The sequence below is a fragment of the Vibrio sp. TH_r3 genome (assembly GCF_033101115.1).
Lineage (GTDB): Bacteria > Pseudomonadota > Gammaproteobacteria > Enterobacterales > Vibrionaceae > Vibrio.
This window is the reverse complement of sequence record NZ_JAWMPW010000008.1, coordinates 77,238-91,641: the sequence shown is the minus strand read 5'-3', so window position 1 is coordinate 91,641 and position 14,404 is coordinate 77,238. Positions and strand designations below refer to the sequence as shown.

11 protein-coding genes are annotated in these 14,404 nt (G+C 40.9%); 5 read left to right on the top strand and 6 right to left on the bottom strand.

The genetic code is table 11. The annotated features are described in order from the left end of the window. Positions 1 to 54 precede the first annotated feature (54 nt). Both R3X26_RS09550 and R3X26_RS09545 read right to left on the bottom strand, forming a co-directional pair. Entirely contained in the window at positions 55 to 1,848 is a 1,794-nt protein-coding gene (locus R3X26_RS09550; RefSeq protein ID WP_317717072.1) for a glycoside hydrolase family 2 protein, read from the bottom strand. A gap of 58 nt (positions 1,849 to 1,906) precedes the next feature. Next, positions 1,907 to 2,893, bottom strand: coding sequence for a TRAP transporter substrate-binding protein (locus R3X26_RS09545; RefSeq protein WP_317717071.1), 987 nt, complete (start codon positions 2,891 to 2,893; stop codon positions 1,907 to 1,909). Between the two features lie 359 nt (positions 2,894 to 3,252). Between R3X26_RS09545 and R3X26_RS09540 the strand changes: the two genes are divergently transcribed. The 5 genes from R3X26_RS09540 (at position 3,253) to uxaC (ending at position 10,492) form a co-directional block, all read left to right on the top strand. Then, the gene (locus tag R3X26_RS09540) at positions 3,253 to 3,735 is read left to right on the top strand and encodes a TRAP transporter small permease (protein WP_317717070.1); all 483 of its coding nucleotides are present in this window, start codon (positions 3,253 to 3,255) and stop codon (positions 3,733 to 3,735) included. Positions 3,736 to 3,777: 42 nt separating this feature from the next. Then, a complete protein-coding gene (locus tag R3X26_RS09535; RefSeq protein WP_317717069.1) occupies positions 3,778 to 5,079 on the top strand; it encodes a TRAP transporter large permease in 1,302 nt (433 codons plus the stop codon). 81 nt (positions 5,080 to 5,160) lie between these two features. After that, on the top strand, positions 5,161 to 7,620 hold the full coding sequence (locus R3X26_RS09530) for a glycoside hydrolase family 31 protein (RefSeq protein ID WP_317717068.1): 2,460 nt from the start codon (positions 5,161 to 5,163) through the stop codon (positions 7,618 to 7,620). Beyond that, entirely contained in the window at positions 7,613 to 9,076 is a 1,464-nt protein-coding gene (locus R3X26_RS09525; RefSeq protein ID WP_317717067.1) for a fructuronate reductase, read from the top strand. Before R3X26_RS09530 ends, R3X26_RS09525 begins: the two co-directional genes overlap by 8 nt. 12 nt (positions 9,077 to 9,088) lie before the next feature. Continuing rightward, positions 9,089 to 10,492 (top strand): glucuronate isomerase, encoded by a 1,404-nt coding sequence (gene uxaC, locus R3X26_RS09520; RefSeq protein WP_317717066.1) that lies wholly within the window; start codon positions 9,089 to 9,091, stop codon positions 10,490 to 10,492. A gap of 208 nt (positions 10,493 to 10,700) precedes the next feature. Here the strand turns inward: uxaC and R3X26_RS09515 are convergent, their stop codons facing one another. The 4 genes from R3X26_RS09515 to R3X26_RS09500 form a co-directional block, all read right to left on the bottom strand. Then, a complete protein-coding gene (locus tag R3X26_RS09515; RefSeq protein ID WP_317717065.1) occupies positions 10,701 to 10,904 on the bottom strand; it encodes a hypothetical protein in 204 nt (67 codons plus the stop codon). Next, positions 10,897 to 11,124 (bottom strand): ParD-like family protein, encoded by a 228-nt coding sequence (locus R3X26_RS09510; RefSeq protein ID WP_317717064.1) that lies wholly within the window; start codon positions 11,122 to 11,124, stop codon positions 10,897 to 10,899. Before R3X26_RS09510 ends, R3X26_RS09515 begins: the two co-directional genes overlap by 8 nt. Before the next feature lie 228 nt (positions 11,125 to 11,352). Further along, a complete protein-coding gene (locus R3X26_RS09505) occupies positions 11,353 to 12,444 on the bottom strand; it encodes a hypothetical protein (RefSeq protein ID WP_317717063.1) in 1,092 nt (363 codons plus the stop codon). A gap of 177 nt (positions 12,445 to 12,621) precedes the next feature. Beyond that, complete coding sequence (locus tag R3X26_RS09500) at positions 12,622 to 14,358, bottom strand: ABC transporter ATP-binding protein (protein ID WP_317717062.1); 1,737 nt, start codon at positions 14,356 to 14,358, stop codon at positions 12,622 to 12,624. Positions 14,359 to 14,404 lie beyond the last annotated feature (46 nt).

The window sequence follows — 14,404 nt, the reverse complement described above, 5'->3', positions numbered from 1 at the left end:
TATCAGAAACCTTCAATTGGTCAACCAATTGGTCGACTAACGGTAAGGTAAGTCCTATCCTGCTTGCGTTAATTTTTGATAGAAATTTGCTAGTAACAAAAATGGCGCCTTTTTGGTGAATTTATCATTCGATATAAGGCCTTTACGATTCCAACCGAGTTGGAACATGTTCTGTCGTCTTTCTACTCTAAATTCGTACAAAATCCACGGTGATATGCCTTTTATGTAATCTAAGCGTTGTAAGTACTCTATCTGTTTATTATAAACATCTGTCATGTAAGCTTCGCTAAAGAAGCCGAGTTTTGGAGCGCCTTCACCAATAAATCCATCAGCACCAGTTTCGGAGATAACGACAGGCTTACCTGGATTAGAGTTTTCTCCAATTTCTATTAACTCGTCAAATACCTCTTCATACCAACCGTAATATTCGTTTATTCCAATGACATCTAGGTGTTCTGCGAGTCGATCTTCAATCTTATTTTTACTGTGATTGACCAGACAAGCAGCAGAAACTAGGCGACATTCATCATTATCACGCACGGCTTTAACCAGTTTCGACATAAACTCAAGTCGAGCATCCGTATCAGCATTTTCGTTGCCGACAGACCACATAATAATACTGGCTCGGTTTCTATCCCGTTTGATCATTTCAAGCAACTGATTTTCAGCGTCTTGATAAGTTGAAGGATTATCAAAATCAATTGCCCAGTACACAGGAATCTCAGCCCATATTAAGAAGCCCATTTCATCAGCCATCTTAGTTGCCAATTCATGATGAGTATAATGAGCGAAACGCATGTAGTTACAATTCAGTTCCTTAGCGTGTTGAAACCGTCGTTTTAAATCTTCAGGTGTAACTACTTTCCCCAATACTTTGTCGTCTTCATGTACACTGATCCCACGTAGAAACGTATTTTTACCGTTTACATAGATATCCGTTCCGATTACTTCAACCTGACGAAAACCTACCCTATCTGTGACTTTGTCTTTCCCATAGCTCGCAGTAACATTATATAATCTAGGGTTTTCAGGTGACCACAATTCAGGAGAAACTGAAATATCTGCCGTTGCTTTACCATCGCAAACCAAAAGGGTTTTCTTAATAGCAAGTTCTTCAATAGCAAACTCTACTTCTGAGATCTGTCCTTCTATTTCAATATCTACTCGTACCTTGTCATATTCGCCATCGGGTACAAGATAGACATGTAAATCACGTAAGATCTCAGTAGGCGTCCGAACAATCTCAATATCACGATAGATACCACCATAGTTGAACCAATCAGTATTACGCATTGGTACACGGTCTAAAGTGCGGGTGTTATTAACACAACACATGATCCAATTTTGACCAGGTTTTAACTTACCAGTAAATTCTGCAAAGAACGGCGTTGAACCGCCATAATGATTGCCAATAAATTCTCCATTTAAGAACACTTTACAATCATATTGGGCAGCGCCAACACGCAAGAATACACGTTCGCCCTGTTCTTTCTCTTTATAATTCCATGCTCTGGTATACCAAGCACTACCTTCAAAAAAGTACCACTTTTCTTTCTGCATTTGCCAATTGGATGGTACTGGAATTGTTTCACCGACGTAGGGATCGTAATCCCACGGCTCGGTGCGCTCTTCAGCAGGGACCGGCTGCATCTCGTACCATCGTTGACGTAAACCGGTATCGAGAAGATCCACTGCAAAATTCCAATGACCATTCAGAGATTCCGTCACACGACCTTCCATGAACAACATATTTTTATGATTGAGATTTTGCAGATTAAAAGGCACATCATATTGTTCATCATGCAAACAATTTATTGCGTTTTCTGCTAATTCTGATTTTTCAAGCATCTTAAGTACTCCAAAAAAAGCGCGTTTACGCGCTCTATTTTGAATTTAACGATTAAAATTATTGCGCAAGAGCGTCAATCGCACCAACATACTCAGCAATAGCTGGGTTATTTAGAGCGGCATCATGCATTGGCTTAACAGCATCAACAAAAGGTTGTTTCTCTACTGTAACAAACTTCACTCCCATAGAATCTTTAGATTTCTGAATGGATTCATCTGTCATTTTTGTCCACAAATCTTTGTGATAAAGCATCGATTCTTTTGCTGCTTTCTTCAGAATTTTTTGATAATCGTCGCCAAGATCATCCCAAACTTTTGAACTAATTACTAATACATCAGGGATCATTGTATGCTCATCTTGGCTAAACACTTTAGCCACTTCACCATGTCTTGCTGTCGTTAACGCAGTAGGGTTGTTTTCAGCACCATCGACCACTCCTTGTTGAAGTGCCGTGTACAATTCACCGTAAGCAAGTGGGGTTGGAGACCCACCCATTAACTTGATCATTTGAACAGCGGTAGGACTTGGTTGCACGCGAACTTTTAAACCTGCAAGGTCAGCGGGTGATGTAATGGCTTTACTTGCATAAAAGCTTCGAGCTCCAGCATCATAATATGTTAAACCAACAAAACCTTTATCATAAGAAGCATCTAGGATTTTTTGTCCTACTTCGCCAGACATAGCACGATAATAATGCTCGCGGTCTCGGAAAATATAAGGAATATTGAACGCACCATAAGCGGGTTCGAAAGATTCCATTTCACTTGCGTTGGATTTAGCAATATCTAACGCGCCATTTTGTAACAGCTCCATAGACTCTCTTTGAGTACCAAGTTGCCCATTAGGGTAAATACGAATACGAACCTCACCATCCGTATATTCTTTAACTTGGTCCGCCATATATTGCATTGATTTGTGTACAGGATGGTTACGATCTTGGTTGTGACTGAGTTTAAGCGTAGTTGCAGCCATTGCAGAAAAACTGACCGACGCAACGAGTGCACATGACATCCCAGTACTAAGTACTATCTTGTTCCAACGCATATTGGTTCTCCGTTTTTTGTTTCAAATAATAGGTTATTGTCTATTAGTTATAGGTTTGTAGGTTGTTAGTTATTTTTTATATGTATCCGGTGTACCAATTTAATCTAAAACCGGAATTTTATTGGGTACCAGATTAAACTGAACCAATTTTTGCTAATAAACAAGAAAATAAACCTCATTGGTTGACCAATGTCATGCTTTTAGCCTCAAAATTGGCCTGACCAATTTTTATGTGAGGAATATCACGCGCCATTTTATCAGTCTGTGTTTAAATCCAGCTCAACCTAAAAATATATCCGTAATACAAGTTAAATAATAAAAATGTTATGGACTTGAAATATCCTCAACTAGGAGACGTTATGAATCGCCTCATTACGATAATGAATAAAGTACTCTCTCTATTTTGTATTTCGTTGAGTAGTGTTTTGGTGGCTTGTGTTGTTTGGCAAGTATTTTCTCGCTACGTACTCAATATCCCAAGCACAATGACAGATGAAGTCGCTCGCTTCTTATTCATATGGGTCGGTTTAATGGGAGCGGCATACACTCTAGGTCAAAAGCGCCATTTAGCCATTGATTTACTTGCCGCTAAATGGGAGAACGATGCTAAAAAAATCACCCAATTAAGACTTATCGTTAACACGATTAGTCTGGTGTTTGCTTCGGTAATCCTTACTTATGGTGGTGGAAAATTAATGCTTAAAACACTACAGACAGGTCAAATTTCCCCGGCATTGGGAATAGAAATGGGCTTAATCTATGCGGCCATTCCATTAAGTGGATTGTTCATGATGGTTTATTTGACAAAAGATATTATAGACAACATATCAAATACAAAATAACTCAATCTCCTCCTACGAAAAGAACACATAAGGAATATCATTGTGGAATGGCAAGTCATTATTGTTTTATTTGGTAGTTTTTTCCTCTTTTTAGGATTAGGCGTTCCAATTTCATTTGCGATAGGTATCGCTTCTCTACTCACGATTATGCTCTCTCTACCTTTTGATGCCGCTATAGCGGTTATCTCACAGAAAATGGCTTCGGGCTTAGATAGTTTTGCCTTACTCGCGATCCCATTTTTTATCCTTGCAGGCAATATTATGAATCAAGGAGGAATAGCACTTCGTCTTATTGACTTTGCCAAAGTGTTGGGTGGACACCTCCCTGGCTCACTTGCCCATGTGAATATAATGGCAAACATGATGTTTGGTGCAATATCAGGATCGGCTGTCGCTTCCGCAGCGGCAGTAGGTGGCACAATGGCTCCATTACAAAAAAAAGAAGGATATGACGAGTCATATTCCGCTGCCGTCAATATTACTTCTTGCCCAACTGGTCTACTTATACCGCCAAGTAATACCTTTATTGTGTACTCATTGATCTCTGGTGGTACTTCTATTGGTGCACTCTTTTTAGGTGGTTATATTCCTGGTTTATTAATGGGCTTAAGTTTAATGATCGTTGCAGGTTTGATAGCACGTCGCAGAGGATACCCTGTTTCACCGAAACCCAGTATCTCTGAAGTCTTAAATAAAACCTGGAAAGCTCTACCAAGCTTAAGCTTAATCGTAGTCATTATGGGTGGGATAATAGGGGGAATATTTACTGCAACGGAAGCTTCCGCCATTGCAGTTGTTTATACGCTTATTCTTGCGGTCGTGTTCTATCGAGAAGTATCGATTAAACAATTACCCTCTATTATCCTTGAGTCAGTCGTTACCACTTCAATTGTCTTATTGCTTATTGGGGCTTCTATGGGTATGTCATGGGCAATGGCGAATGCCGATATACCCTATATGATAAGCGATGCGCTATTGGCCGTATCAGAAAACCCTATTGTTATTTTACTCATCATCAACGTAATTCTACTGGTAGTTGGTATCTTCATGGATATGACCCCAGCACTACTTATATTCACGCCAATATTTCTACCTATAGCAATGGATTTAGGTATGGATCCAGTGCACTTCGGTATCATGATGACCTTTAATTTAGCCATCGGAATCTGTACCCCTCCAGTAGGTTCTGCACTCTTTATTGGGTGCTCAGTAGCCAAAGTTAAAATAGATCGAGTGATCAAACCGCTGCTACCTTTTTACGCGGTTTTAGTATTCGCGTTGATGTTGGTGACGTTCATACCACAATTAAGCCTAGCGTTACCTCAATTATTCCTAGGTTACTAACCAGCTAACCCGCACTACATCAATCAATACGTCATAGAGGGCCTTACTTTCGAGGGCTCTCTAATTCGACAGGAGTTTACAATGAAAAACCTAAAAAATTGGTCTTTCAAACAGCAACACAATAACGAAATCGTCCTAAGTGTAGATGAAAAACATTCACTTCATCTATTCGTGCTGGAATCAAACCTGATACGCGTGCTGATAAAGCGTCACAACGTGTTGCGTCTAGACCGTACATGGATGGTTGCACCAGACGGCCAAGATGTCCCATGGCAAGGTCGGGATCGCATGTCAACAAAAGGTTTTTCTCTTCCTTCTTACGCATTAACTAATACTAAAGACAAGCTTATTGTAGCAACGGACACCTTGCGCCTAACCCTGAACCAACCATTATGGATGGAATGGGAGCACAAAATTAATGGTGAGTGGCAACCATTAACTAAAGATCGTAAAACTGGCGCATTTCAACTAGGAGTGACTGAACCGGGTATTAGCCATTTTATGAACCGAGAGGATAACGAATATTATTATGGTCTTGGAGAGAAAACAGGCAATCTAAATCGCGAAGGACGTCGTTTTGAAATGCGCAACTTAGACGCAATGGGTTATGATGCAAGCAAAACGGATCCGCTATACAAGCACGTTCCTTTTTATATTACTAAAACAAACACTTGTGCTGCTACTGAAACCAACACTCGCTCAACAAGCGCATCATTCGGTGTTTTTTACGACAATCTTGCAAACTGCTGGTTCGATTTGGGTAACGAATTAGATAACTACCACATAAAGTATCGTAGTTACCGTGCCGAAGATGGAGATCTTGACCTTTACTTTATGTACGGTGATAGCGTCAAGAGCGTGACTAAACAGTTCGTTCGACTTACTGGTGGGACTGCATTTGGCCCTAAGTGGAGCTTAGGTTACAGCGGTTCAACTATGCAATATACTGACGCACCAAACTCTCAAGAACTATTAGAAGGATTTGTTGACCAATGTGAATCGCACGGTATGCCATGTGATTCATTCCAGCTGTCCTCTGGTTACACATCTATTGGTGACTTACGGTATGTCTTCAACTGGAACTACGATAAAGTACCAAATCCAAATACGATGGCCGAACATTTTCACAGTAATGGTTTAAAATTAGCGGCAAACATCAAACCTTGTCTACTGCATAGCCACCCACGATTTCAAGAAGTCGAACAAAAAGGTTTATTCATTAAAGATTCTGAATATGATCGGCCAGAAAATTCTGTCTTTTGGGATTCAGATGGTTCGCATCTAGACTTTACAAATCCAGATACCGTAAAGTGGTGGCAAGATAACGTTAAAGAACAATTACTTGATAAAGGTATCGATTCGACTTGGAACGATAACAACGAATATGAAATCTGGGATAAAGGTGCTCGCTGTTGCGGTTTTGGCAAAGAGATCCCTGTTAGCCTGATCCGTCCACTCCAGCCTCTCCTAATGATGCGTGCTTCTTACGAAGCGCAAATACAATACGCACCGAATATTCGACCTTACCTAATATCTCGTTCAGGCTGTCCAGGCATGAACCGCTATGTTCAGACATGGAGTGGCGATAATAGAACAAACTGGACCAGCTTGAAATACAACATCAAAATGGGACTAGGTATGAGCTTATCTGGTTTATATAATCTTGGGCACGATGTCGGCGGATTCTCTGGTGAAAAACCAGATCCAGAACTATTCGTTCGTTGGGTACAAAACGGTGTTATGCACCCTCGCTTCACTATCCACTCTTGGAATGACGACGGCAGTGTAAACGAACCATGGATGCACCCAACCGTAACCCCTATCATCCGTGATGCAATGAAACTTCGTTATCAATTATTACCATACATCTACGACGCTTTATACCAAGCGCACGCAAACGATGAGCCAATGTTACGCCCAACATTCCTCGACCATGAGCACGATGAAAATACACTGGAAGAAAACGATGATTACCTATTAGGCAGAAACCTTCTAGTGGCGTCAGTTGTAGAAGCAGGCCAACGAGAGCGTATGGTCTATCTACCCAACAACCAACATGGTTGGTACGACTATTACACAGGTCAATGGTATAGCGCCGGTAGATCAGTGATAATTGATGCTCCACTTGAGCGTATCCCTCTTCTAGCTCGGGCCGGTTCTATCATTCCAACCAGTGAACGAATTGCCAGTGTTAATCCAAAACAAGATAAACGTCGTAATCTGAACATCTATCCAATTCAAGGAGTGGGGCACAGTGTTTGTAGTCTATTTGATGACGATGGTGAAACTAACGGTTATCAATCAGGTGACCACATTACACTAAACATCGAAATGAGATGCGACAATAACACCATTGACTTAAGCATCATCCGAATTGGTCACTTCACACCAGCTTACGACGTCCTGGCACTTCACCTACCTCACGGTGAATCTCGCCAACTTACCGTAAATGGTACTACATACCAAAACGGCGCAGCTTTTCCACTTTCTGCGGCACATCCCCACTCTCTGCCGCAAGATAAGGAACAGATTAATGCTTAATATTAGCAATCATACTGCTAACCAATCGATCAGCCGACCCACTTACGATCGTTCAAAACTAAAATCTCGAATCGTTCATCTGGGGTTCGGCGCATTCCATCGTGCTCATCAAGCACTTTTCACCGACGAAGTTACTCGTAAATCCGATAGTAATTGGGGGATATGTGAAATAAGCTTATTTTCTGGTATCGACCTCATTCAATCATTGCGACAACAGGATCACCTCTATAGTGTGGTTGAAAAAGGGGCAGAATTTACTGATGTTAAAGTTATTGGTTGTGTAAAAGAATCGTTGCATCCTTACTTTGACGGTGTTGAAGCGGTTATAGATAAAATGACAGAACCTCAAGTCGCTATTATATCCATGACCATTACTGAAAAAGGATACTGTGCCGACCCCGCAACAGGTAAGCTTGATAAAAATAATGCTCTTATAATGGCTGATTTACAAAACCCAACTCAACCTAAATCAGCGTTAGGTTACATCGTTCAAGCACTAAAAATCCGGCGTGAACGCGGAATTGGACCATTCACTGTACTATCTTGCGATAACGTACAAGAAAATGGTCACGTAGCAAAAATGGTCATCGTCGAATATGCTCGATTACTTGATACAGAGCTGAGTGATTGGATAGAAGCTAACGTCACATTTCCCTGTACAATGGTTGACCGTATTGTGCCTGCTGCGACAGAAGATACACTTAATGAAATCGAACAACTACTAGGCGTCAAAGACCCATGTGGTATTTCATGCGAACCATTTCGACAATGGATAATTGAAGACAATTTTGTTGCAGGTCGACCAAATTGGAACCTTGCTGGAGCTGAATTTGTTACCGATGTTGTGCCATATGAAGAAATGAAACTTCGCTTGCTAAATGGAAGTCACTCTTTCCTCGCTTACTTAGGCTACCTTGGCGGCTACAAACATATTTCTGACACCATGACAGATCATGGTTATCGAAAAGCGGCATTTGACATGATGATGCAAGCACAAGCCCCCTCACTAGCCATGCCGAAAGGTACTGATCTGGAAAGCTACGCAAATCTGCTTATTGAGCGCTTTACTAACCCGAGTCTTAAACATAAAACTTGGCAAATCGCGATGGATGGGAGCCAAAAAATTCCACAACGCCTAGGAGGTAGTTTACGTTTTCATCTAGAACACGGATCCGACTTTAAATGGCTCGCAGCAGCCATAGCTGGTTGGATGCGTTATGTATCCGCAGTTGATGAACAAGGGAACACCATTGATGTTAAAGATCCAATGGCGCAACAACTTAAAGCAGTGTGTGACAAATACGGCCAAAATATATCTGTCGTTCGCCCATTACTTGCTATCGAAACGATTTTTCCTGCAGACATTGGTGCAAATCAAAAAGTTATCGACGCGGTAAGCTCGGCTTACCAATCTCTAATTGATAATGGTGCGCGCTCGACTGTCGCTGCACTCTAAGAGGAAAATAATATGAAACGTTTTCTATGCCCTGATTTTCTACTAAGTAATGAGACTGCGAAGCGTCTTTACCATGAACACGCATCAGACCAACCAATTTTTGACTATCATTGCCACCTAAATCCTGCTGATATTGCTCAGAATCGTCAATTTGAAAATATGAGTCAAATCTGGTTAGAAGGCGATCACTACAAATGGCGGGCAATGCGTTCTGCAGGTATTCAAGAGCACCTGATAACAGGGGATGCAAGTGACTATGACAAATTTCAAGCTTGGGCTAAAACCGTCCCAATGACCTTGGGAAACCCTTTATTCCATTGGACTCACTTGGAGCTACGTCGTCCATTTGGTATAACCAACATAATACTAAATCCGGAAACCGCGGAAAGCATTTGGCATGAATGTAATGAACGGTTACAAACTTCAGAGTTCTCTGCTCGCGGTATCATGAAACAAATGAATGTTGTAATGGCAGGAACAACCGATGATCCTATCGATACACTCGAGCACCATGCAGCATTAGCGGCAAATAACAACTTTGATACGCAAGTTCTACCAAGTTGGCGACCAGATAGAGCTTTCAAAATCGAACTTGACGGTTTTTGCGACTACATGAAACTACTTGGTCAATCGGCAGATATAGAAATCCATAACTTTACTACTTTGTTGGACGCTCTCGATAAACGCCTCGTATTCTTTGATTCTCATGGGTGTCGTGCCGCTGATCACGGTATTGAAATCGTACGCTACGCCGCTATCCCAACAGAAAAGACGCTTAATAGCTTCATGACTCGTCGCCTACAAGGTGAAACTCTATCAGAAACAGAATGCGCCCAATTCTCAACAGCGGTACAGGTCTGGTTAGGTAAGCGCTATTCTAAGCTTGGATGGATCATGCAACTGCATATTGGAGCTCAACGTAATAACAATACTCGCATGTTTAAACTACTGGGTGCTGACGCTGGTTATGATTCGATTAGTGACCGTGTTTTCTCATTCGAATTAGCACATTTACTTGATGAGATGGATAAAACCAACGAGCTACCAAAAACTGTTCTATACTGCCTAAATCCTCGTGATAATGAAATGATAGCGACCATGATTGGCAATTTTCAGGGTGGCGGTATCGCAGGAAAAATCCAGTTTGGCTCTGGCTGGTGGTTCAACGACCAAAAAGACGGTATGCAACGACAAATAGAACAATTATCTCAATTGGGGTTACTCAGCCAATTCATTGGTATGCTTACAGATTCGCGTAGCTTCCTATCTTACACACGTCATGAATACTTCCGCCGTATCTTATGTAACATGATTGGTTGTTGGGTGGAAAGCGGTGAAATGCCAAACGATATGTCTTTGCTGGGTCAGATGGTTGAAAATATCTGCTTTAACAACGCCAAACATTATTTCGCATAAGTGTTAGCTCCTGTCATAACCGTAAGTGATTGTTCATAGAGAGGTAACGAGTGATACTTCTCTATGGCAGACACTTATAAATCTCAAGATTTCATGGGACCTTTATGCAATTGAAACTCAACTATATTGATAAATTTGTTATGGTCGATATCAATACGTTCAAACATCTCATCATTGTAAATTGAATTCTTAAACAAATTCTTCATTTCTAAGCGTTAAGACTTCGTAACCCGAATGGTCGAGCATCAAGTTCGTCCACAATATATTTCTCTACAAAATCATTGATATCCATTGTAGACAAACCAGGCTTAATATAAGAATCTAAAGCTAGAAATACATTTGCCAACAACCGTCCGGACTCTCTCATATACTCTATGTCTTGAGCACTTTTAACGGTTACAGGATTAGTCATTACCAACGACTCCCTCTGCACTTTTAATGTTGTTATCTGAAACCGAAGCAGATGACATCAACTTAGACGTTAATTCATTAAACGTAAGATTTAGATACAACTCTGCCATCATGCCAATTTTAATCCAAAACTCAGCTTGAGAATTAATCGAGCGGTGCATCACTCCACTCGCTTTTCTGACCTCTTCATGAAGCGTATCTGAAATTTTAACGATACCCATAAGTACTCTCTAAAAAATAAATAACATATACGAATCACATACGATTCATATGCTATTTCAACGTTAACCTCATTACGATAGACAGAAAATTAATATCAGAGCAAATAATGTGCTAGTGAAGTAAAATGATAGATAAACAACTTACTTGTAAATGAAAGAAACAACATCATCGAAACAACGTAAAATAATCAGATATTAGTGAGCGTCTACAGTTATTCAGAATTCAGGTTACTTCATGAAAATGTTTCGTTTTAAATAGTTGACCAAATCCTCCGCACCATCTTCATATGGTAACGTTTCAGGATAAGGTAACTGGGAAAGTTCAAATATACGTTGAGCCAGCTTATTTCCTTCTAAATGACTTAACTCTATCTCTAAAAATGGAACATGCTGTCTCAAAAAGGCATTTAAATATGGCGTTTCTGGCCAATCTGGACGAGTTAAACTAAGAACTCTCACTTTTTTATATTTTGCCAAAGCAGCAATTTCACAATAACTACCATAGCCTGGCTTTGTTATAATCACGTCGCTACTCGCAAGCAGTTGTAAAAACGAAAACGGTAAATCCTCTAAATGGTGTAAATCAGTACGCGAAATCGGCACCTTTTGGTCCACCAGCCACTGCCATCCACTAATCTGTGGCAATTGAGATAATGTAATAGGCATAGCAAAACCACCAAGTGCAAATAAAATACTTCGATGCTCATAAAACGGGGGGGCAGCGAATAATTCCGATGAAGGTTGTTCTGGTTGACTGGCAATACTGCCAATATTTATCTCGTGATGATTGATGTTTGGGACGTGAGGTGTTGGTTTGAAAATATGATCCACACATGCATAAACATCGCACATCTTTTTGTAGATCCGATGGCTGGTCACATCTGTGTCATCTAAACAATAAGCACGGTAAATTTGAGCCCAATCAAAAGGCGCGACTGAAGCCGTTTTAATACCAAGTAATTTTGCTGCTTCAAGTGATATAGGCGATATATTACTTATCAACAGATCGGGGTTAATCGTAGCAAGACAGCGCTTTTCTGACGCAACCGCTCTGTCCCAGTCTTTAAGTAACTGTGAATATTTACGACGACTCTCTTGCTCATTAACTTTGATGGGTGAATCCATCAACATACCAAAATCATGACCTATCGAAATATGAGTAAAGTCACTTCGGATACGATTGTTCAAATAACTCACTGGCAATTTACTGAGCACCGTGATCTTGCAATCAGGCCATTCCTTTATAACCTGATTAATCACCGAGCAAGAAATAGCACCGTGCCCAAAACCATGAGCAGTAATAGAGAAGCAGATATGCATAGTATTCGTCTATTTAGATTCATACCTCTTTATAACAAACTAACACTGTGCGGGTAAAATACATTACATCTGACGGTTAAGCTGCCGTTTTGCATGCCGTACGCCATTGAATAAAACAACAATTAAACCAACCATCATTGCAATAAAAAAGGGCTTACAGTCGCCCCTTTTTGGTGATTAATAGTTAATCGCAACTAAATGGTCATTATCATGTTTGTCATACATGATAGGCTCGGCACGATGTGAAGACATCTTAATAGGATCGGTCGTTTCATGATCTGACAGCACCAACTTGAGATCTCTTTTGGGCCTAATTTCTGCAATAGGAACAGAACTTAGTAAACGTTGGGTGTAACTGTGTTTCGGCGATTGCATTATCTGATCTCTCGGCCCCATCTCAACGATTTGCCCGCCGTGCATAACCGCAACTCGATGACAAATTTGTTCTACTACCGCCATGTCATGAGAAATAAAGAGATAACTAATGCCTAAATCACGCTGTAACTGCTGAAGTAACTCTAATACTTGAGCTTGTACCGATACATCTAGAGCCGAGACTGATTCGTCTGCAATAATAAGTTTAGGCTGCGAAGCAATAGCCCTCGCAATGCTAATTCTTTGACGCTGTCCGCCAGAAAACTGATGCGGATATCTGTCCATTGCATCCGCTTCTAAGCCAACTTGATTCAATAGCTTTATAATATGTTCTTTACAGTTTTTTTCGGTTGCAATGTTATGTAATAAAAGCGGTTCAGACAGCAAAGCGGCGATGGTTTTTCGCGAATTCAAAGAAGCATAAGGGTCTTGAAATATCATCTGGATATTTTTACGCATAGACTTAAGTTGCTGACCTTTTAAATTATTCAACTCGACACCATCAAGAATGGCACTGCCCTGAAATGCTTGTAAGTTCATTAAAGCCCGACCTGTGGTGGATTTACCACAACCGCTTTCGCCAACTAATCCGAGTGTTTCACCTGGCTTTATAGAAAAGCTGACCTTTTCAACCGCACGAACTTCTTGGTAATCACGTGAGAGCCAAGGTTTTTTCATAGTAAAGCGTACTGTCAGATCTTTTACTTGCAAAAGGTTTTCTGAAGCAGAAACCGGCTCTAGTGGTTTGGCATGACCAAGCTTAGGAACCGCAGCCAACAAGCTTTGCGTATACAGCGATTGTGGCGCGGTAAATAATGGTTCAATCAGCGCATGTTCTTCAACTACACCTCGATTCATTACCACCACATCATCGGCCATTTCAGCTACAACGCCCATATCGTGGGTTATCATCAGAACCCCCGTGTCAAAGTCTTGCTGAAGTTCTCGTAAAAGCTGCAAGATCTGGGCTTGAATTGTCACATCGAGAGCCGTGGTTGGTTCATCTGCAATCAAAATTTTAGGCTGACAGGCTAGTGCCATAGCGATCATAATACGCTGACGCATTCCGCCGGACATTTCATGCGGGTACTGTTTAAAACGTTTCTCTGCTTGAGGCACTTTAACGGCATCTAACATCGTCATTGCCACTCGTTTTGCGTCCGTTACGGAAATAAACTGGTGAGCCCGTATTGCTTCAATCAGTTGATTGCCAGCCGTCATTAACGGATTAAGAGAGGTCATTGGTTCTTGAAAAATCATGGCAATATCATTACCACGGATTTGTTGCATCTTGCGCTCATTTAAGGAGATGAGATCTTGATTGTCAAAAATAATCGCCCCTTGAGGCACTGTGGCAACTTTAGGAAGTAACCCCATAATAGCGAGCGTGGACAGGGATTTACCACTACCAGATTCACCAGCAATGCAGAGAGTTTGGCGTTTGTCTAAGGTAAAAGATAATGATTCGACCACTCGTTTTTTATTTGAGCCTTGGCCGATATCTATCGATACCCCTTCTACTGATAATAGTTTACTCATAACATTATTCCTTATTGATACTTTTCTCTAGCCGCACTGCCTTGTG

Bases quoted from the DNA above. Each gene is read 5' to 3' on its own strand.
- R3X26_RS09530 (WP_317717068.1), top strand. From the start codon at position 5,161: ATGAAAAACCTAAAAAATTGGTCTTTCAAACAGCAACACAATAACGAA.
- R3X26_RS09545 (WP_317717071.1), bottom strand. From the start codon at position 2,893: ATGCGTTGGAACAAGATAGTACTTAGTACTGGGATGTCATGTGCACTC.
- R3X26_RS09510 (WP_317717064.1), bottom strand. From the start codon at position 11,124: ATGGGTATCGTTAAAATTTCAGATACGCTTCATGAAGAGGTCAGAAAA.
- R3X26_RS09515 (WP_317717065.1), bottom strand. From the start codon at position 10,904: ATGACTAATCCTGTAACCGTTAAAAGTGCTCAAGACATAGAGTATATG.
- R3X26_RS09550 (WP_317717072.1), bottom strand. From the start codon at position 1,848: ATGCTTGAAAAATCAGAATTAGCAGAAAACGCAATAAATTGTTTGCAT.
- R3X26_RS09525 (WP_317717067.1), top strand. From the start codon at position 7,613: ATGCTTAATATTAGCAATCATACTGCTAACCAATCGATCAGCCGACCC.
- R3X26_RS09540 (WP_317717070.1), top strand. From the start codon at position 3,253: ATGAATCGCCTCATTACGATAATGAATAAAGTACTCTCTCTATTTTGT.
- R3X26_RS09505 (WP_317717063.1), bottom strand. From the start codon at position 12,444: ATGCATATCTGCTTCTCTATTACTGCTCATGGTTTTGGGCACGGTGCT.
- R3X26_RS09500 (WP_317717062.1), bottom strand. From the start codon at position 14,358: ATGAGTAAACTATTATCAGTAGAAGGGGTATCGATAGATATCGGCCAA.
- uxaC (WP_317717066.1), top strand. From the start codon at position 9,089: ATGAAACGTTTTCTATGCCCTGATTTTCTACTAAGTAATGAGACTGCG.